The organism is Okeania sp. SIO3B5, from assembly GCF_010692555.1.
In the GTDB taxonomy this organism is placed as follows: domain Bacteria; phylum Cyanobacteriota; class Cyanobacteriia; order Cyanobacteriales; family Microcoleaceae; genus Okeania.
Genome location: NZ_JAAHHG010000079.1, coordinates 1 through 22,793 on the forward strand (window position 1 = coordinate 1; position 22,793 = coordinate 22,793).

Genomic DNA, 22,793 nt, shown 5'->3' on the forward strand with positions numbered 1-22,793 from the left:
TGAATATAATAAAAAAAGTAATTCCTGATGTCTTTGACCAAGGAATAAAGGGTTTGCCGTTTAACCCTGTAGTGCTCGATCCACTACGAGCAACTAAGCTTTCAGATTTTTGAGTAAGTTTGAGTAAGTTTAGTTGAGCGGTATCTCACTAAATCTGAGAATAGTAATGGCCTATAAATGTTATCCTAGGTAGTAGAGGTAATTTCATTGAGTATAAGGGTTGTAAAATGAAAAATTATGCTTGTATTGCCATTGGTATAAATCAATATGAGTTTATTCAACCTCTAAGTTACGCTAAACAGGATGCAGAAGCACTGCATAGCTTTTTGTTAAATGAAACAAATTTTTCAGCAGAACAATGCCTATTATTAACGGACAGTAATTTATTGCCAATTTGGGAACAACCAACCTATCCTAGCAAAGAAAATATACTAGACCTGATAGAAGATTTTTGCCAAAATCAATTGCAAAAGGAAAATTTTCTCTGGTATTTCTTTAGTGGTTATGGTGTTGTTCATCAAAATCAAGACTATATAATGCCAATTGATGGTAATCCTCAAGACCCTGAAACTACAGGAATATCAATAACAAAGCTACTAGAAACTTTGAAAATATATCCTACGGGACAAGTTTTGGTTATTTTAGATATTAACCACAATCGTTTAATGGGAATGGACAACCAAGTTGGTGTTCAAGCAGTAGAAGTAGCGAGAGAGTTAGGAATACCTCTATTAATGTCATGTGGTCCACAGCAGGTTTCCTATGAAACTTCTGTACTACGTCTAGGATTTTTTACAGCAGCTATTATAGAAGGGTTACGTTATGGGAAATGTAAAACACTCAAAGAGTTAGATAATTTTTTAAGTAATCGCTTACCGGAATTATCTGCTCAATATCTACAACAGCAAAACCATCTAATAGTGGTAAATTCTGCTGAAAAAATGAATCAGATTATTTTACCTGAAAAAAATTACGATGATTCTGACTCTACGGAAGGAAAAGAAAGTGTAATTGTTGATTCATTAATTGCTTCTACAACAAAAAAACAAGTTTTAAAGTCAGTAAAAACTCCCTTAAAAAACATTACTAAAATAAATATGGTGAATGGTAATAAGAGTCATAATCATAATATTGAATCTCAAATAAATAGCAAAAACAGTATATATAAAAAAGCAGAAATGTCTGAAAATATTTCTCAAAACATTAATTCCGATCAATATTTTTTACAAAAGTTGATTGTAGGAAGTAGTCTAACTTTTCTAGTACTTTTATTAGGCGTATTTTTGACAAATAAGTCTATATTTACAGGTACACAGGTAGTAGATATAGAGGCTGTACCTAATATGAAAGTGGAGGAAGATGCCTCATCAGAAGTAACTTTATCAACATTACCTGTGGCCTCTTCTTCAGAAGGTCAATCCGAGGGAAAAACTGAGACCGCGAAGGAAGATAGCGGAAAACAAGAAGAAAGTCAAGCTCCACCAAATCAATTAATATTATCTGAAGCTCTAACTGAACTTGATTCAGTTATGGCCTCTAGTTTTAGTAAAGCAATTATTAAAGCTGCCCAAATTTCTCAAAGCGATCCGCTTTATCCTCAAGCACAAAATCAAATAGAGCGTTGGAGTTTAACTATTCTTGATATAGCTAGTGGACGAGCATTAAAAGGAGATTATGATAGTGCCATTAATACAGCTAAATTAGTACCTGTCAATGTCCGACCAATTTATCAAGAAGCACAGTTAGCGATCGCTGAATGGCAACCCCAAGTAACTCAACAAAAAAAAGCTAATGAAGGGTTTAATGAAGCATTACTCAAAGCTGCAAAAGAAAAGATTAAGCCCGGACTAGCTTCATCTTATATTGAAGCAATTAATGATGCCCGTAAAGTTCTACCTGGTGAGCCTAAGTATGAAGAAGCTCAAAAACTGATTACTCAGTGGAGTAATACTATTTTTAGCATAGCTAAAGTACGAGCCAAAAATAACAACTTAAGTGAGGCTATTTTGGCTGGTGAGTTAGTTCCTTATGGCACACCAGCTTATGAATCTGCTCAACAAGCACTAGAAAATTGGAAAAAACAACAAAAAACAAAGAAGAAAAATTGAACCAATCGTAATAATAAATAATCAATCAATCAATAGCTATATTTATAAAGATGATAGAAGCATAAGTTTACCCATTGCTTTAACTATAATGTGTTTAAGTAATTATTGGCTATGAGCAATTCAATTAAGAATTTCAAAATCAAAAAATATCCTATTGTACTGAACATCATAATAGGAAAATATGAAGTATAAAAACTTGTATTATTGAATTAAGTCAATAACTAAATTGATTAATTATATATTCACTAATCAAGTAATTTCGTAGTTATTTTATGAGTTTAAATTATAATTATAAGTTTAATATATAGCGTTTTGATTTGAGATGTCAAACAAGAGTTGGTTATTTACTAACAGTAAAAATTCCGGCAAACCTTCTTATCTTTAATCAATCTAGTATGATTCTTTTGCCTAAAAGCTGCCAGGTTTTTGAAGCAACTCAAATGAAATAGACATCTCCAGAAAAGAGGGAGTAGGGAGTAGGGAGTAGGGAGTAGAGAGTAGGAAGAAAGAATTGATAATTTCTGTGTGATAATTTATTTTATTTTTGATTTTTGGAGATGTCTAATGAGTATATATATACTATATATATACTATATATATAGGAATTCGGGCGTACCAATTAATATTTACAATATCTACTAAATTTTATTGATATTTAAGAGTAAGCATTTCCTGTATAATAGAGATAAAACAGCCGTAAGCCAGCCTCATAATGTCAAAAATGCAGACTTAAGCCATTAGCTTGTTTATATTCAGGAAGTTAGATTGAAATACTAAAATTATTACTTAAGTAGGGTTTGCTGATTAAATTTCGCGCTTATTGACTGATATTGGTTTGAGCAATTTTAGATCTGGAAAAAGTGCGAGGTTTTAGGTGGTAATGGTTCAAAAATTCAGGATTTTGCTCAAGAGTTGGGCAAAACCATCTTGGGAAAATTCTTACTCCTACCTCCTCCAAATTCCCATTTCTCATGTTCCCCTCCTGGGAGGGGGAGGGGCGAGGGGTGGGTTGTCTCCTGTCTCCTACCTTCACCCATAAGACTTTTTCAGCAAGCCCTAAGTAGGGTTTAAAGCATATACAAAAACCTTCAATATCGATAATAAATGTGTTTAATTCCTTCACAAAAAAGCTGATTTCTGAGTGCTAATAGCTGTTTGCGCAGCATTCCGCAGGAAATACTTACTTTTAAGATAATTAAAATCGTTTAAATACTGAGGCATTATCTGCTTTTAAATTTTAGTATTTTTAATTAATTTAGCGTAGTTAAGTCAATCAGAATATTCCGACAATTTTAAGATACAGTAATTATCAGGTAAGTATAAAGCAAAGTTGTCTGAAATTATAGTTACTAGCTAATCTAATTACCAATACCGAATTTCAAAAAATAGCTACAATAGGAGTAAAATATATAATGTAGGTTAACCACATTATATATTCCTAGATTCCTGATTGCTTAAACCTCACATTTTTCCCTCACCAATTGAGAGAATGCTATAAGCAAAAGCTTCTTCAATACTTTACCTTTTTAGTTAATGGATAAGGAATGAAGATTTTATTGTCTACAAGAGTTAAATGGAGTATACCGTCAACAGATATAGTTCCATTGGTGAACTTTTGGAGTTTATTGAATCTTCAATCCTCAATTAATCCTTAACAATAGAAAATTAATATCAGGTTATGTAGCTTGTAAACCTAAGAATTTCTGTTAATCAGAAACTCGTCTACTATGACTTACGCCCAGCTAAAATCTCAAAAATTTGATAAACTTCTCGAAGAATTAATCCATAAAGCCTGTTTAAGTATTGATGGAGATTATGTAGAGGTATGGATACCAGACAGTAATGGTACTAGGATAGAGTGTAGTCCAATCTGGTATGGACGACCTGAGATTCAAGAATTATTAACAAAATTTCATAGTTACAGTGAAGAAATAACATTTCCACCTAGTGTTGATATGGCTGGTCGAATTTGGATTTCTCAACAACCAGAGTGGGAAAAAGATATTAGTAGTTTACCAGAAACAATTTATTTACGAGGGAAAAAAGCAACTGAAGTAGGTCTCCAAACAGCTTTAGGATTTCCAATTTTAGCGAACAATATTGTTTTTGCAGTTATTATTTTTTATATTAGAGAAATTCGGCAGTACGATCAAAAGATAGTAGATTTAATATTTTCTTTTAGCCACTTAGGAGCATTGGTTTCAAATATATCTTCTCCAATGAGACTACTCGATCTTCAAGATTACTTCCGCCTAATGATAGAAAGTAATTCTGATGCAGTTACGGTTATAGATATTGGTGGCAATATTTTATATAATAATTTGGCCTCCGAAAAAGTATTCGGTTATCAAAGGCAAGAATTAATTGGCAGAAATTTTCTGAAATTTGTTCATCAAGATGATTTTTTATTTGTTATAGATAAATTAACGGAGGTTATTCAGAATCCAGAATCAACAGTAAATATAAAAGCAAGACTTTATCATCTTGATGGTTCCTGGAATTTATATGATGTGAGAGCCAAAATTTTTTTTCAAATCTCAGAATTTGAGCAAGTAATAATATATATTCGCGATATTTCAAAATTCACTCAGGAATATTTTTTACTTAAAAAAGATTTATTTTACACAAAAAAAATAGTAGAAAGTAGTAGCAATGGGATAGTAAAATTCGATCTAAATTATAATTGTATAGATTGGAATAATCGAATAGAAAAAATATCAGGAATTAATAAAAATGATGCTACTGGCAAATCAATATTCGATCTATTAGTGTTTACTGTAAATCACAAAAAAATTGCAGAGAATAATTTTTTTCAATCTCAAATAGTCAATAGTAAAAATGCTTTTAATGAAAGGATACAATCTACTTCCATAAACACAGAAAAGGAAAGATTATTAGAATTCTATTATTACCCTGTTAATAATGAAAAAAATAAATTGATTGGTGGCTTGATTACCATTCGCGATATTACGGAAAACCAAAAACAAAACACGCGAAAATATGATTCTTTTCAAGACGTTTTACTAGAATATATACCTATAGCAGTAGCTATTTTGGACCAAGATATGTGCTACTTATGGACATCTAAGCGTTGGTTAACTGATTACAATTTAACAGAAAAAGATATTATTGGGCATAGTCACTATGAAGTTTTTCCCAATATTAATGACCGCTGGAAGCAAATTTATACAACTTGTCTTGCAGGAGAAATTCAAAAATGCGAGGAAGATCGGTTTCCTAAACCAGATGGTTTTTTAGACTGGATACGATGGGAAATACACCCTTGGTATAAAAGTAAAGATGAAATTGGTGGGATAATTCTTTTCACTGAAGTAATCACAAATTATAAATTATCACAGAAAGAACTTGTAGCTCAAAACGATCGCTTACAACAGGTAGTGGATGCTGCAACAGAAATTGCGCTTATTGCTACAGATATTGATGGTCAGATTACTACATTTAATTCTGGTGCAGAGAAACTTTTGGGTTATCATAGAAAAGAAGTAGTTGGTAAAGAAAATCTGACAATATTTCACGACAAATTTCAATTAATAGAACGCAGCAGAGAATTAAGCCAGAAATTAAATCGCTCCATAAAAGATTTCGATACGTTAGTAGAATCAGCACGACAAGGAATTTTTACATCTCAAGAATGGAATTATATCAGAAAAGATGGCTCTCATTTATTAGTAAGTTTAGTCATCAGAACACAACTTGATAGTGAAGGAAAAATTATTGGATTTCTTGGTACTGCTATTGATATTACAGAACAAAAACAAACAGAAACTAAACTCAAAGAAGCAGAAAAAATTCTTCACGGTTTCTATAGAGTAGCTTCAGAAACAGACCAAAATTTTGATACTTTTTTACAAATAATTTTGGAAATGGGGCGAAAACAATATGGAACAGAAATAGGTATCTTAGCAAAGATTAGTGGAGAAACTTATGAAGTAGTTGCATCTCAAGTTCTCCAGGGATTTCCTTTTTCGATAAAAGCAGGATATACAACTGATATAAAACAAACTTATTGTAGCGAGACAATAAAACAAAATGAACCAATAAGTATTGAAGCTGTAGGAAGTTCACAATTGCAAAATCATCCTGCTTATACTCAAACATTTTTTCAACTAGAAACTTACATTGGTTGTCGGGTAATGGTAGAAGGTAACCTGTATGGTACCATAAGTTTTACAAGTCCATACTTAAAACAGGAACCATTTAAAGAGAGTGATCGCCAGATATTAAAACTAATGGCAAAATGGGTAGGAAATCAAATAGAATGTTATTCCTCAAAAACTGCCTTAAAAAACAATATAAAACACATTTTACTCCATAAACGGTTAACCACAGAAATTCGTTCTAGTTTAAATAGCGATCGCATCTTTCAAACAGCAGTCAAACTAATAGGTCAAACATTTAAAGTAAATCGCTGCTTAATTTATTGCTATATTGTTAAACCATCACCACAAATTCCTCTAGTAGAGGAATATCTCGAATCAGGTTATAAGTCAATACAAGGTCTATCACTAGCATTAGAGGAAAACAATAATCTGCAAAAATTATTAACTCAGGACGAAGCTATTAGTAGCGACAACACTGACTTAGAGCCATTATTATTCAAAGATACTGAAATTTGTTGCTTATTGGGAGTAAAGTCAGTATTAGCAATTCGCACCTCATATAAAGGAGAACCGAACGGAGTAATTGTTTTACATCAATGCGATCGCACTCGTCATTGGGTAGATGAAGAGATATATCTACTAGAGTCAGTTGCTGTACAAGTAGGAATTGCTTTAGCACAAGCTGATTATGTAGAGCAAGAAAAACGGCGACAAGTACAACTACAGACTGAAAATTTGGAGTTAGAAGCAGCGAAACAAGAAGCTGAATCTGCTAATCGAGCGAAAAGTGAATTTCTAGCTATGATGAGTCACGAAATTAGGACTCCGATGAATGCAATAATTGGCATGACTGGGTTATTACTGGATACACAATTAGACTCTCAACAACAAGATTTTGTAGATACTATTCGTCATAGTAGTGATTCATTACTAACAATTATTAATGACATTCTTGATTTTTCTAAAATTGAATCTGGGAAACTAGAATTAGAAGACCAACCTTTTAATCTCCGAAGTTGTGTAGAAGCAGCCTTAGACTTAGTTGCCTCCCAAGCTGGTGCTAAAGGTTTAGAATTAGCTTACATTATCTATCAAGAGACCCCAGAAGCAATAGTAGGTGATGTGACAAGGTTACGTCAAATACTTGCCAACTTACTTTCTAATGCTGTTAAGTTTACTGATAGTGGAGAAGTTATTGTCTCAGTAAAAGGAAAAAAATGGTTGTCAGCTAATAGTCAACCAGAAGATATTGATAATAAGCAAACAAGTACAAATTCAGTAGTTAAAAGAAATCCCAAACCTGTTGACAACCTATACGAAATAGAATTTGCGGTAAAAGACACAGGAATTGGAATTCCGAAAGATAGATTAGAAAGATTATTTAAACCTTTTAGTCAAGTAGATGCTTCAATGACCAGAAATTATGGAGGTACAGGTTTAGGATTAGCTATTAGTAAAAGGTTAAGTGAGGCTATGGGTGGCCAGATGTGGGTGGAAACTGAAATAGATAGAGGTTCTACATTTCGTTTTACTATGATGGCAATGGCAACTAACACGAATACTGAATCTAAGCTTCAAAAATCACAGCCTGAACTTACAGACAAGCGAGTACTTGTAGTTGATGATAATGCAACTAATCGCCAAATTATTACTCTACAAATAGAATCTTGGGGAATGAATGTCACAGCAGTTGAGTCAGGAGAAAAAGCTTTAAATTTACTCTGCTCTGGGGAAAATTTTGATATTGCAGTACTAGATTTACAAATGCCAGAAATGGATGGTTTAACCCTAGCGGAGAAAATTCAATCCATGCCAGAATATAGAATATTGCCTTTAATAATGCTAAGTTCAATAGGCAAGCTGACATCAGAAGAAATTGCAGGAAGAGCTTCGTTTGCAGCTTTTGTGAGTAAACCAATTAAACAATCTAACTTATATGAAATGTTAGTTTCTGTACTAGGAGTACAACGAGTATCAGTTAAACCTGAAACTTCAAGAGCAAAATCAATTTTAATTGATGAAGTAGGAGTTGGGTTGTCATTACACATCCTGATAGTAGAGGATGTAACGGTAAATCAGAAAGTAGCTTTACTTTCCTTAAAGAGACTAGGTTATCGTGCTGATATAGCTAATAATGGATTAGAAGCTCTAGAAGCATTGCGCCGTCAAAACTATGATTTAGTTTTCATGGATGTACAAATGCCACAAATGGATGGCTTAGAGGCAACAAAACGAATTTGTCAAATTTTCCCTGAAGTCAAACGACCTTGGATCGTAGCTATGACTGCTCATGTGATGCGGGGCGATCGCGAAGAGTGTTTAGAAGCAGGAATGAATGACTATATAAGTAAACCAGTTCGAGTGGAAGCATTGGTTAAAGCATTAAATAATTATATTAGTCATAGAAAGTCAAAACAGATTGATGATTTGCCAACAAAAAGTTTTACAGTAGAAGATAAGAAAGATAGGATAGTTAAAGTAGTAAAAGAGGTTGATTCAAAATCTAACCAACTTAATCAAGAGTTAATTCCAGAGCAAATTGTAAATCTGGAAAATCAAGTTTCAGTAGAATCAAGTATTACTGTACAAAATAATCTAGTATTAGAAGATGAAGATCGAAATGATCATTTATCTTTAGTCAATTCTCAAAATAAAAATATGTCAAACTTTATAACTCCAGCTATTGATGAGTCAGTATTTGAATATCTAAGAGAGCAAGCTGCAGGGGGAGACGAAAGTATTTTACAGGAAATAATTGATAGCTACTTAGAAGAAGCTCCTCAAAAGCGAGATGCAATTATAGCCGCAATATCATCTCAAAATGGGACTGAATTAAGAAATGCGGCTCATGCTCTAAAATCTCTTAGCTTAACCATAGGAGCTAATAATTTGGCTCAACTATGTGGACAATTGGAAGCAATAGGTAGTATGGGCACAACAGAAAATGCAGAGCTATTAACAGAAATAATGAATCAAGAACACCATAGAGTGAAAGTAGCATTACAATCAAAAAATAGAAATAAATCTATAAAATGATTAAACCAGGTTTTTGGACTGTAGCACCCCGAATATTGATAGTAGATGATGAAAATACTATTCGACTAATACTGCGTCGTATTTTGCAGAAAGATGGGTATCAAGTTATTGAGGCAAATAATGGGGAACAATGCTTAGAAATTTGTCAAAAACAATTAGCAGATATGGTATTGCTTGATGCAATGATGCCCGGAATGGATGGTTTTACTTGCTGTGCTAAACTACATCAGTTATTGGGAGAAAATAGTCCACCAGTATTAATGATTACAGTTCTTGACGACCAAGCATCTGTTGATTTAGCATTCCAAGTAGGGGCAACAGATTATATTACTAAGCCAATTCACTGGGCAGTTTTACGTCAGCGAGTTCGACGCTTATTGCAAACTCAATGGGCAATGAAGGAACTACTACGACAAATAGAAAAAGAACGGATGTTGAGTGAAAAACTGGAAAAAGCTAATGAAGAATTGGAACGTTTAGCTTCTTTGGATAGTTTAACAATGGTTGCTAATCGTCGCAATTTTGAGAAGTTTATGGAAGGTGAGTGGGAACGTTCTCATAAGCATAGTTTGCCATTATCCATAATTATGTGTGATGTGGATTTTTTTAAAGCTTATAATGATACTTATGGCCATCAAGCAGGAGATATTTGTTTAAAGAAAGTTGCTGATACTATCATCAAAAATGTTAATCGTTCTACTGATTTAGTAGCTCGCTATGGAGGTGAAGAATTTGTAGTTGTTTTACCTGAAACAGATGTAGAAGGAGCTGTTTATGTGGCAGAAAAAATTCGTAAAAGTATTAAAGATGCTGCTATTGCTCATCAAGGTTCAAAAATTAGTAATTGTGTCACAATTAGTTGTGGGGTTGCTACTAAAAAATCATTATCATGGGAATCTGACTTTGATTCTCAGCCTAGTGATTTAATTAAAGAGGCAGATTCAGCACTTTATGAGGCTAAATCTCAAGGGCGCGACAGAAGCTTTTTCAATAATAATTATTATTCTCAGTAGACTTCTTGTAGAAGTCAGAGAATAGGGAATAGGGAGATAAAATTGTTGATTTCATAGTCTTGAATTAGTTTAATTAACACTTTTGCAAGAGGTCTAGTGAGTGAATTTAATAAATGATAAAACAACTGAGTAATTATATAGTTTTGATCGATAATATTTTTCGGCCAAAAATAAAGAGATCGCTGCGGGGAATGATATTTTTATCTTTGATTATTCCCACATTAATTACAGTTTTATTTCTCGCCTGGACATCATTACAAAAGGAAAAAATAGCAGTTAAACAATTAGCCACTCAGCTTAATAGTCAAACAGGTCACTATGTGACCGATGATTTAGATAATTATTTAGAAGTACCTAGTTTGATTCATAAAATCAACCAGGATTTAATTAAATTAGGATGGTTTAATTCTAATGATTTAATCAAAATCAAGGATTTGTTTGTTCAGCAAATAAAACATTTTAATGTTGGCCAGATTAATTTTGGCAGTACCAAGGGACAGTTTGTGGGAGTAACGAGAAAACAGGATAATAGTTTAGTCACTAATTTAATGACTAAGTTAAATTCAGAAAATCTCACAGAAATATCTAAAAGTAACGAATATAATTATCAAATAGAAAGTTGGTATAGAGATGTTATTAAAACAGGTAAATCTATCTGGAATAAAATTGATAATTCAGAATATTCACCAGAATCAGGAGCAATTTTAGCTAGTTATCCAGTTTACGACCAGAATAATAGTCTCATTGGGGTATTAGCAGTTGAGTTACCTATTTCAGAAATTGATAAATTACTTCAGACAGCAAATATAAGTCAATCAAATTTAATTTATCTTATAGAAAAATCTGGGATAGTTGTTGCTAGTAACTCAAGTCAATCATTAGATAATTCTAGGAAAATATTAATTCAAGAAATAGATAATAAATTAAAAGAAAATTACGATGATGTTAAAAATACAAAAGATTTAGAATTAAAAGTTACAGGGGAGCAATATTTTGTCAGATTAATACCAAATCAAAATCAAGATTGGTTAATTGTAGTGGCTATTCCTAAATCAGAATTTGCACCACAAATTCAGACAAGTTTTCAAATAACTCTCTTTTTATGTTTATTAGCAATGGCTTTAGTTATCTACTTAGGTATGTTAATATCTAACTGGATAACTAAACCTATATATAAATTCTTAAAAACAGCTCAAAATCATCTTGTTAATGAAGTCAATGAAGAAGATTTATCCTCGGTTTTAAAAATCGCTTGGTTTAAGGAAATTGAAGATTTAGTACGATCATTTAGTCAAATCAATCAACGTCTAAAAGATAATTTTAGAGAGAGCGGTCGCTTTTTTGATATTTCTCTTGACTTATTAGTAATTTTTGGTACTGACGGTTACTTTAAAAAGCTTAATTCAAGTTGGTCAAGAATTTTAGGTTATACGACAGAAGAACTATTAACAGTACCTTATATTGAGTTTGTACATCCAGAAGATAGAGATATTACTCTTGCAGAAGTCCAAAATATTACTGATGATGGTAAAGGGATAAAATTCCAGAACCGTTATCGGACTAAAGATGGTTCTTACCGTTGGCTAGCTTGGAATAATGTTCCTTTTTTAACAGAAAATTTAATCTATGCAGTGGTACGAGATATTACGGATGAAAAAGAAACTTTAGAAAGTCTTCTCTATAGGCAAACACAATTAATAGAAGCAGAGAAAATTGCTGGTATAGGATGTTGGGAAAATGATTTGACTACAAATCGATTAATCTGTTCTGAAGAAGTGTACAAAATTTTAAGTATACAACAGAAATCGACTTTTGTAAGTATAGAAGATTATTTTAAATTAGTTCATTCTGATGATTTGTCAGCAATACAAAAAGCAATTGATTTAGCAATTAATCAAGGTCAAAGCTATCAACTCGAGCAACGAATTTTATGTCCAGGTGGTGAACTAAAATATATATCAATTACAGGAAAACCAATTTTTGATGAGAAAGGTGAAGTAATAAAAGTTTTTGGGACAGTCTTAAATATTACCGAACGTAAACAAATAGAAGCAGCATTACAAGAAAGTCAAGAGATATTTAATAAATTAGTAGAAAATATCAATAGTGTTTTCTGGGTACAAGATCCTCAAAAAAATCAAATTTTATATATTTCTCCTAGTTATGAAAAAATATGGGGTTATCCCCGCGATGAGTTATACAAATCACCCCACTGTTTTGTAGATGTTATTTATCCAGAAGACCGCCCGAGGGTAGTGGAAGCTTTAGCAAATTCCACGGAAGTAGAAGAAAAACAAGAATATCGTATTATGCTGCCCAATGGAGAAATACGTTGGATTTTGACCCGTGCTCTTCCTATCAAAAATCAGGCAGGGAAAGTTTATAAAATAGCTCGAATAGCACAAGACATTAGTGAAGATAAACTGGAAGACACAAAGTTACAACTAATTCAAGAACGATTGCAATTAGTATTAGAAAGGTCAGGTGATGGGTTATGGGATTGGAATATTACCACGGGCGAATGTTACTATAGTTATCGATGGTTAGAAATGTTAGGTTACAATTCAGGCGATCTTGCTAAGAAGATAAATTCTTGGGAAATGCTAATTCACCCAGAGGATAAAGCGTGGGTGATTGATGCTTTAAATTTGCACTTGGAAGATAGTTCATTTATCTATGCCTTTGACTACCGGTTACAAACTAAATCTGGTGAATGGAAGTGGATAGCAGTTTATGGCAAAGTTATAGTCAGGGATGAAGCAGGCAAACCACTGAGAATGATTGGCACTCATAAAGATATTAGCGATCGCAAGGCAGCAGAAGTAACCCTCAAGCAACAACTAGAGTTGGAAAAACTTGTTGCTAATATCTCTACTAGCTTTATTAATCTTAATCCTAATGAAATTAATAGTAGTATCCAGATAGCATTAAAAAAACTTTGTGGGTTAATAGGTGCAGATCGTAGTTATATGTTTTTAGTAAGTAGCGATCGACTTCAAGTTAGTAATACTCACCAATGGAAAGCTACAAAAACAGAAGCTAAAATTGAAGCTCAACAGAATTTTCCTATAGATTATTTACCATGGATAATGGAAAAACTCAATCAATTTGAGGTCGTACATATACCATTAGTTTCCAATTTACCTCTGGAAGCAAGCAGAGAAAAACGAATATTATCAGCGCAGTCAATTCAATCTTTGTTGTGCATTCCTATGGTTTCTGGAGATGAATTAATTGGTTTAGTCAGTTTCGATACGGTAAGTAAATTATCCAGTTGGACAAAATCTACAATTAATTTGTTAAAAATTATTGGGAAAATTTTTGTTAGCGCTCTAGAACATCAAGAAGCTGAATTAGCATTGCGCGAAAGTGAAAAACGTTTTCGGATGATGGCTGATAGTGCCCCCGTGTTCATTTGGATGTCTGGAACTAATAGTCTTTTTAACTATTTTAATAAAAGATGGCTAGATTTTACCGGGCGTAACTTAGAACAAGAAGTTGGGAAAGGTTGGTTAGAGGGAATTCATCCTGAAGATGTGCAACATTATTTGGAAAATTACCGGGTAAATTTTTATACCCATCAATCGTTTAGTATAGAATATCGTTTGAGAAGAGAAGATGGCGAATACCGTTGGATTTTAAATCAAGGGGTTCCTAGATTTAATCTCAATGGTAAGTTTGCTGGTTATATTGGTAGTTGTATTGATATTAGCGATCGTAAAAAGGCAGAAGAACAGATTCAAAATTCTCTTCAAGAAAAAGAAATTTTGCTCAAAGAAATTCATCATCGAGTGAAAAACAACCTACACATTATTTCTAATTTATTAGATTTACAATCAGATTATATTCAAGATCAAAAAGTGCAGGAATTATTTGCTGATAGCCAAAATAGAATTCAAAGTATGGCTTTGATCCATGAACAACTCTATCAGTCAAAAAATTTAGGACAAGTTGATTTTAGTGAGTATATTCATGCTTTGATAGATAATTTGTTTTGTTCTTACGCGGATAGAGAAAGTCTCATTAAACCTATCATTAATGTAGAAGCAATAACTCTTAATTTAGAAACTGCAATTCCTTGTGGTTTGTTAATTAATGAGTTGGTTACTAATTCATTTAAACACGCTTTTCCTAATGATGAATCTGGAGAAATATGTATTGAATTATATCAAAATCGACAAGAAAAAGTTTATATTACAATTAAAGATAATGGCATTGGTATTCCTCCAAATATTGATTTGCAAAATATTTCTTCTTTGGGGTTAAAATTAGTGCGAATTCTTTGTAAACAATTGAAAGCTGAAATTGATTTTGATGGTCGTCAGGGCACAACAGTTAATTTAATATTTTCTCCTCTCAAGTATAAATCCAGATTTTAAATTACAGAAGTTTTCATTAGGGTAGACTACAGTAGGGACGTTCCATGGAACGTCTCTACAAGGTTTTGGTTGTGACGATAGGAAATTTAAGTTTTTTTCTTACTTAATATAGTCATTTAACTTTAGATTGAGACAAAGCTTTCTTGCTCTGAGGAAGTTTCAGACGAAAAAACGTCTCATTTTTAAGTTAAACAACTATAAATAGCCTTCTTCCCTCTTCCTTCTTCCTTCTTCCTTCTACGATATTATAAATTTTCTGCTCTTTGCAACAAGGTTTGACTCATAGCTAAATCTTCTATGAGTTTTAATTTACGTTTTTCCTGTTCTGCTAATAGCAATTTCTGCTCTTTTTTCTGATTCTGAATATCGATGTTATGACCAATAGCCACTGGAATACTACCAATTAAAAAATTTATTGGTAAGTTCTCAAAATTTCCATCTCTAATTATACCAGTAAAACTACTAATCATTATAAAGCTAAACCAACCAAGAGAAATAATATGTTTTCTTGGACGAAATTTTGATGTAGAATTGTCAGACATATCTTCCCACTCCAAACATTGAATAAAACTATCTAGGTGCTTTTAGTTAGATCCTTCATGGCATCAGGAAATTCCGGAAAATAGTAGCGATCACTCCAGTCTTTTCAGTTAACAGTTAACAGTTATCAGTTATCAGTACCAACCTGAAGCTAGAGGCTTAAAATACTGTTGTTTGCTAAAGCTGAAAAACATCGACTATCCAAGACTTATATCTACAAAATGTCTATGTTTTTACGCCATTAATCTGTGTTATTATTACATATGTCTGCTAAGACCAGAGGATTTTAGCAACTATTGTGGAGTGTTTAGCACTCGATTTTCACGAAGATAAGAAAACCAGGAAATCCTAAACTTAATGTGTTTGAGCGGTGAAGCAGGACTTACGCACCCATACGAAATATACACCATAAGTAGTTGTTCCGTAAGTCCTGTCATACATCTATTTAGCAACGCCGTTCATCTAATTATCTATGTTCCTGTACTTTTGAACTAAAAGAAAATCAAATATTCCTAAATTAATAAATTAAATATTTCTTATGTGTTCTTCAAAGCATTAGAGGGCTAAATCCATGTTTAATGGATAACTTACCAATTAGTTCCATTTTTTCGACAGTAATTAAATTACGTCCCCAAGAAAAATTAGTATATAACTTTTCAAACTCCAATAGCATTGACTCTGCAAAACAAGCAAATAATTGACGACCAGGCACGTCCATGTTGACAATATTCATAATTTTCCACTCGATATCAAGAGAGTGTTCTACTATTCCACCATTTAGAACATAGATTCCATCTTGTTGAACTTTACTTGCCATGTTTTTTGGATAACCACCGTCAATTAATAAACAAGGTTTCTTCAAAACATTTGGATCGATGTTTACACCCTTGGGCATACTAGCTACCCATACGATAATATCTGCCAGAGGTAAAGCTGCGTTTAATTCTAGAATTTTACCTCGCCCTAATTCCGCTTGTAGATTTTTTAGTCGTTCTTGCTCGCGAGCTATCAATAATAATTCTGCCACTCCTGTTTGAGTATTCAACCAGCGACAGACTCCACTACCAATATCACCAGTGGCCCCGCATACTGCTACAGTAGCTTTTGATAAATCAATTCCTAACTTTTGGGCAGCTTGTTCTACTTGCTGACAGAGAATATAAGCTGTATGAGTATTACCAGTAGTAAAACGTTTAAATTCTAATGTAATATTGCGGATTTGCTGAAATTTTTGCAAATTAAAATTCTCAAAAATAATTGATGAGAAGCCTCCCAAAGCAGTTATATCAATACCATGCTTCTGAGCATGAGCCATAGCATTCGTTATTTTACGAGTTGCTGCTTTGATTCGGCGAGCTGCTAGCATTTCCGGTAGAAAACAAGACTCTACATACTTGCCTTCTATTTTTTGACCTGTGATACTTGTTACTTTAATTGTATCGACTATTTGAGGCGGAGCACTACACCAGAAATCAAGACCTTGATCTGCATACTCTGGATACCCTAAATCCCTTGCTACTGATTGGGCGTGTTCTAAGCTAGTTAGATGACCAATTAGACCAAACATTAAATTGTAAATATTATTAGTAAGTTAGTTGTTGTTGATGGTATGTGGAAATCAGGCAGGAATTAGTATATGGCAGTTGGCAACTACTATTTTCACTATGAAAAAGTTTTTTGTTAAACGCTATGCTATTATTCATTCCTCATCCTAATTTCCATTTTGATTGAAATCAACTATGCGGCAACCAGACCATAAGCTGACATCCGCATGATTTCTCCTGCTGTAAAGCCAATATTGTCCAAAGCTTCGCCATAAGCAATCATAAAATCTTCAATTAAAGCATCTTTTTCCATTCCCAGAGTCTTCGCATCTTTTTCCACCTGGTTCAGCATTTTCCATACTAGGGGTAAGTTTTGGCGATTTGCTTTCTGTAGTTCTGCTTTGGAGTCTTGAAAATGCTCTTCTAGCCATACTTCACCAAAGTTGAGGTGGGTATATTCCTCTTTGACTACACCTTCAGTAATTCTCCGAGCAAAGGAGTCGGCAACTGGTATGTAGATATTGTAGGCTGCGATCGCAAAGCATTCAATAATTAGAGATTGAATTAGTAAACAAGTAACTACATTACCTGTTTGTGCTGCTGTTTGGAAGTTTTTATGTAGTGGCTCAAAAAAACTTTTGGCGAATTTCATATCTGGTGTCACCTTCAGATTTCGGCCACAAGCTTCAAAGCCTTTTTTGTGACGATTTTCCATTTTGGAAAGGCCCTTGAGCTGCTCTTCGTGGTCTGGTAGCATTTCGACCAGAGTTATATAGTTTTCGTATGCCTCTTGCTCTCCTTCAATCACAATTGCATTGATTCGGCTATAGGCATCTTTGTAAGTTTCACTTTCAAATATTGTTTTGTCAGTTTCACTTTGAGAATCTATTGTTTTGTTAGTTTCACTTTCAAATATTGTTTTGTCAGTTTCACTTTGAGAATCTATGGTAGAAATTGCTTCAAGCTTTGGCATCAGTTAGTTATCTCCTCATCAAAAAATAGCTTTATCAGGGCAAAGAAAAATATTTGGTTTATCTTAACTTAGCTTATAGTTTACTGTACCTACTTTCTAGATTGACATTCTCCCGACGCTGCTCTACGAGACAGCGCGGGGTTCCCTAGCATTACTGTTAGGGGCTTTCTGTTTCCTCTTGACAGAGGAGCTGCGCTTTTCATGTCGCGAAGCGAAACATAGCACCTGCCTTACGGGATTTGCTCCCTTCAGGTCTTACAGTCGCTCCACAGACTGACACTGCGAGTCCCGCAGCCAAAATATTTAATGCCTAGTCATAATTAGATTATACATTAATCCACTGACCATTTTAACAGAAACACTAAGAAGTCCAGCAAACTCTAGTTAGAGAATGTTGTAAGAGATAGAGACCGATATTATCATCAAAATACAGGCTTAATAAATAGAGTATTTAGGGGCGCAAAACCAGACGAAGTTTGTGGCCCCTATCCTGATCGTTCACCACTAGCCTGGTCACGCCAATGGCCAATAATTCTTTACTATTATCTTGGTCAGGACAGTTGAGTTAATTATTATTCACAAACTTTGGTGCATATATTAGAGGTTTACCTCTCTCATCTGTTATGGTTCTTTGATTTTGTTCTCTCAACTGTTGAGATTGCTCTGGAGGTATAGGTATAGTTTGATACTCTACAGCTTCTGGAGTAGGAGTCTGATATTCTACAGGTGGAGGTGTACTCAGCCAGGTTCGCCAAATACTAATTTGACTCTGAGCTGAATTATAAGCAACACTACTTACTGGAATTTTGCTAGCAATCTCAATAGCTAGTGGCACATTTCGATTCACTTCGTCCATAGCGATCGATAAAATTTGTTGACCCCATTGATTAATCAACTGGGAAGCTTCTGATTGCCTAGAACTGTAAGTTGGTACCTTCTGTGCTAAACTAATTGCTTGGGCATAACCATCTGCTGTACCTAATGCTGCTGCTTGACGAGCATTCTCTAAACTTTCTTCTGCCTCTTTTTGAGATTGCCACTGCCGTATTTTGGAGCTAGCTTGGGAATATAGAACTCTTCCTTGTCGAATCTGTTGCGCTGTAACAATTGCCTGTTCTAAGTTACCTGAAGATGCTAGGCGTTCTGCATTATCAAGAATTGGTCTATCTTGATAACGTTGAACTGTTTGTGTCCACCTTTGGATTTTCTGTTGAGCTTCCTCATACAGAGTTCTGCCCCTACCGATTTGACTTGCTTCATCAATTGCAGCTTGTATAGAACTAATATCACCAAAACTTGCTAATTTTTCTGCTTTTTCCAAATAAGGCCGATCTTCCTGCTGCTGCAGTTGTCTACTCCAAGCTCCTATCAAAGTAGTTGCATCTTGTCCACGAGGGTTATAAGGAGGAACAGTCTGCAATTTAGCGATCGCTGCTTTCAAATCGCTAATTCCTCCTGGTTGGGCTAGTTTTTTTCCTTCTTCTATAATCTTGACATCTGCAATTTCTTGTTGCCAAATGCTAATTAACTGTTGAGCTTTGCTGTAAAGAGGTCGTTCAGTTTTGAGTTTTTGAGCCTGAGCAATACCATCTTCGAGTCCTGCTATTGTACCGAGGTTAGCTGGGGAATGAGCACGAGCTAATAATTCTATATCTTTTACTTTTTGCTCTAGGACATCATTTTCAGGAACTTTATTGACTATCTTAAGTGCTTCTTGCCAATTTCCTTCATTTAGTTCTACCAAGGCCATATCTGCTATTTGTTCGCCCAAATTTAGTATTAACTTTTGAGCAGTCTGGTAGAGATAGCTATTTTTTCCAATTGATTGAGCTTTTTTGACAGCATTCGTAAGATTATCTAGTCCACCTTGTGTACCTATGTCTCGTGCTTGGTTTAATTTGCCACCTTCTTTGCGAGTTCTTTTAATGTCGTTAATTAGTTCCTGGTATTTTTTCGTTTCCCAATGTACATTTGGTACTGAGAGTAAACGAGAAGCTTCCATGGAAGCTTGATTCCATTCTTCCTGACGGAGATGTTCTTGAGCTTTCTTATAAGTTGTTTCAGCTCCAGTCCAAGTTTTTTGCCAATTTTGAATCTGTTCTTTTACAAGTGTGTAAGCTGAAACTTTCTGAGGTACTTTTTGGGCAATTTTAATAGCTTCTTCTAATTTTCCATCTTGAAAAGCTAGCTCTCCCAGGGACAGTATTTTTTCAGACCATTGTTCAATGTAACCATCAATATGTGGACGCATTGGATGGTCATTTGATAAAACATCTACTAAATTAATTGCTTGAAGTAAACTATCTACAGTGGGAGAAGTAGCTAATATCTGAGCACAATAAAGACGTTTGCTGGCTGATGCGGTTGGCCAATAACTTTCTTCACAATCTGCCTGAGAAGGTAATTTGAATAAAGCTGATATGGCTGTTATACCTGCCCCAGTTGGAACTATTACTAATAGTGCTATCCAAAATAGCCATTTTACTGGCCAAACATTGTTTGCAGATTTTGGGCTTTTTGCAGATTTTGGGCTTTTTCGCCTAGTTTTTTCTATTTGAGAAACTGAATGTTTTTGCAGAGTGGAAGGTTTAGCCAGATGTTTGTATGTTTGTATCTGACTGCTATTGGATCTAAGTTGCTGCAGTCTTTCTTCGCGGTTTTTCCTACGTTCAGGTAATTGCAATTTGGTTTGGTGTTTTTGCTTCATCTGGCGTAGTGTCCGCCAACGATCCATTGTTTTGTATTTTTCATTCATATATAGTTCGTAAAAATATAGTCAAATATGACATATCCTTATTTTGCAGGTGTTACTCTGACTGGGTGAACTACAACACCCTCGCTTCCCATAGTCAAAAACATTTGGGACTGCTTTTCTCATAATGTTCAAAGAACCGTTCACATCAGCATTAATTAATTCTTTGCTTGCGGTACGATACAAACCTCTTTTTATTCTTTTTCCAGAAAAGGTGACTTGATTTTTCTCACTTTTGTTGTAAACAGGTATCAAATCATTATCTATAAAGCTTGCTCTTGAGGTATAAGACTCTTCTGTAATAATTACATCTATCCCTACCATCTTGGCTTTATAAGATAACATTTCGATTAATTTGTTATAGGGAACAGATACAAAATTATCTCTCTCAACTAATCTCATAAATCAAGGGGTTAAAATTATATTAGGGTGGGAGCATTTAGGAATTTTGATGATTATTTAGTCTGGAACTCAAGTACCAATTTCATTATACTATTAAACTTTGGGCCTTTGAGTTATTAAATTTTGTCAAATATAAAGGCGCTCTTTTGCACAAATCAACGAAGATATTTGACATGATTTGACTATATATGACTATATTTACGTATAACTTTTATTATACTACTTATCCGGAACGGCAAGCAACAGATATATTTCATAACGACTTTCCGGTTGGTTTAACCTATAGGCAAGCCTTTATCTACAAAAGTTAAATCTAGGCTTCAATTATTTGCGGTTTCTATATATACACTATTTTGGGGTAAAGATGCAACCTTGATATATACAATAATTAGGGCTTGCTGAAAAAGTCTTTTTGCTAAGGCAGGGAGTAGGGACCCACCCCTCGCCCCTCCCCCTCCCAGGAGGGGAGTAGGGAGTAGCTAATACTCAAGAGTTGGAGGGAGTTGTAGAGGAGGTAGTCGGAAAAATCATCCCTTGCCAACTCTGCCCAACTATACGCCAAAATACTAACTTTGTGAGCTTTCTTAGGGGAAAATCAGGTACTTTTTCACGATCTAAAAAGGCACTTACCAATATCAGTAAATACTTTGATATTTAATCAGCAAACCCTAATTATATTTTAGTTCTGAACAGAAAATCAAATATTCGAGAGGACGGCAAATATCAGTATTTTTGACAAATTTTCCCGTCGAAAATATGAATACTTAGTTTGATGGCTAATCTGGTAAAACCATATTTAATAATTCAGATTAAACCTATTTAATATTTATAGGTTTTTTTTAATTGATTGGTTTTCATCCCTCCGCTCCCCTTCAGGAGAGCGCGAGTCTTCAACCAACGATGAGATAAATTTATGAAGATGATTTGCGTAGTTGTCCAACTGGAATTTCTGTAAATGGTTGTTGTAAGTCCTCAATTAGTTCTGTAAGGTCTTTTTTACTAGCTTGATATACTTCTCCACAAAATTCGCAGACTGCCTGGGCACCATTGTCTTTTTCCATCATATCTTTTAGTTCATCAACACCAAACATTTTTAATGCTCCTAACACTTTTTCAAAAGAGCAACCACAGTGAAAACGAACTATTTGACTTTCGGGAAATATATTTAAGTCCATGTCTCCCAAAAGTTGTTGCAAAATTTCTGGTAATGTGTTGCCAGCTCTAAGCAATGGAGTAAACCCTGATAGGGAGGCTATACGAGATTCTAAGGTTTGGACTAATTCTTCATCTATAGCTGCTTTGGGCATAACTTGTAACAAAAGTCCTCCTGCTGCTTGTATACCCTCTTTATCTACAAATACTCCTAGCACTAAAGCGGATGGTGTTTGTTCTGATGTAATTAGGTAATTAGCAATATCATCTCCAATTTCTCCTGAGACTAACTCTACTGTACTGGAGTATGGGTAGCCATAACCTACATCTTTTACTATATATAAGAAGCCTTGATTGCCTACAGCTTTTCCTACGTCCAATTTGCCGATTTTATTTGGTGACAGCTCAATTGTAGGATTGTCTACATAGCCTCTTACTGTTCCATCTAGTCCTGCATCAACAAGTACTCCTCCTAAAGGACCATTGCCTTGGATGTGAATATTGACTCTTGATTCCGGGGTTTTCATGCTAGAAGCTAATAATAGTCCAGCAGCCATTGTGCGGCCAAGAGCAGCAGAGGCCACCCAAGAAAGTTTATGTCGTTGTCTTGCTTCTTCAGTTAAGCGGGTGGTAATTACACCAACAGCACGAATGCCACCTTCTGCTGCTGTAGCTCTAATTAGTTGATCTGCCATTGAAGTCCTTACATTTCTTAATAATTATGATTTTCTTTATCATAACTCTGTTGAAATATTCCTGTTAAGTTTGTCAAC

10 protein-coding genes are annotated in these 22,793 nt (G+C 34.3%); 4 read left to right on the forward strand and 6 right to left on the reverse strand.

Annotated elements, in window-relative coordinates:
- Window positions 1–227: 227 nt before the first annotated feature.
- The 4 genes from F6K54_RS13415 to F6K54_RS13430 all read left to right on the forward strand — a co-directional run bounded on the left by F6K54_RS13415 (window position 228) and on the right by F6K54_RS13430 (window position 14,657).
- A complete protein-coding gene (locus F6K54_RS13415) occupies window positions 228–2,108 on the forward strand; it encodes a caspase family protein (RefSeq protein ID WP_293078248.1) in 1,881 nt (626 codons plus the stop codon).
- A 1,727-nt stretch (window positions 2,109–3,835) separates the two neighbouring features.
- Window positions 3,836–9,265: a response regulator gene (locus F6K54_RS13420; RefSeq protein ID WP_293078249.1), complete on the forward strand. Its 5,430-nt coding sequence runs from the start codon at window positions 3,836–3,838 to the stop codon at window positions 9,263–9,265.
- A complete protein-coding gene (locus tag F6K54_RS13425) occupies window positions 9,262–10,278 on the forward strand; it encodes a PleD family two-component system response regulator (protein WP_293078250.1) in 1,017 nt (338 codons plus the stop codon). The genes F6K54_RS13420 and F6K54_RS13425 overlap by 4 nt, the downstream gene beginning before the upstream one ends.
- Before the next feature lie 113 nt (window positions 10,279–10,391).
- Window positions 10,392–14,657, forward strand: coding sequence for a PAS domain-containing protein (locus tag F6K54_RS13430; RefSeq protein ID WP_293078251.1), 4,266 nt, complete (start codon window positions 10,392–10,394; stop codon window positions 14,655–14,657).
- A 245-nt stretch (window positions 14,658–14,902) separates the two neighbouring features.
- Here F6K54_RS13430 and F6K54_RS13435 read toward each other — a convergent pair whose 3' ends face one another.
- The 6 genes from F6K54_RS13435 to hslO form a co-directional block, all read right to left on the reverse strand.
- The gene (locus F6K54_RS13435) at window positions 14,903–15,199 is read right to left on the reverse strand and encodes a hypothetical protein (RefSeq protein WP_293078252.1); all 297 of its coding nucleotides are present in this window, start codon (window positions 15,197–15,199) and stop codon (window positions 14,903–14,905) included.
- Window positions 15,200–15,744: 545 nt separating this feature from the next.
- A complete protein-coding gene (locus F6K54_RS13440) occupies window positions 15,745–16,764 on the reverse strand; it encodes a long-chain acyl-[acyl-carrier-protein] reductase (protein WP_293078253.1) in 1,020 nt (339 codons plus the stop codon).
- Window positions 16,765–16,934: 170 nt separating this feature from the next.
- Window positions 16,935–17,714: an aldehyde oxygenase (deformylating) gene (locus tag F6K54_RS13445; protein WP_293078254.1), complete on the reverse strand. Its 780-nt coding sequence runs from the start codon at window positions 17,712–17,714 to the stop codon at window positions 16,935–16,937.
- Window positions 17,715–18,279: 565 nt separating this feature from the next.
- The gene (locus F6K54_RS13450; RefSeq protein WP_293078255.1) at window positions 18,280–20,469 is read right to left on the reverse strand and encodes a hypothetical protein; all 2,190 of its coding nucleotides are present in this window, start codon (window positions 20,467–20,469) and stop codon (window positions 18,280–18,282) included.
- Window positions 20,470–20,490: 21 nt separating this feature from the next.
- The gene (locus F6K54_RS13455) at window positions 20,491–20,868 is read right to left on the reverse strand and encodes a hypothetical protein (protein ID WP_293078256.1); all 378 of its coding nucleotides are present in this window, start codon (window positions 20,866–20,868) and stop codon (window positions 20,491–20,493) included.
- 911 nt (window positions 20,869–21,779) lie between these two features.
- Entirely contained in the window at window positions 21,780–22,715 is a 936-nt protein-coding gene (gene hslO / locus F6K54_RS13460; protein WP_293078257.1) for an Hsp33 family molecular chaperone HslO, read from the reverse strand.
- Window positions 22,716–22,793: the final 78 nt, after the last annotated feature.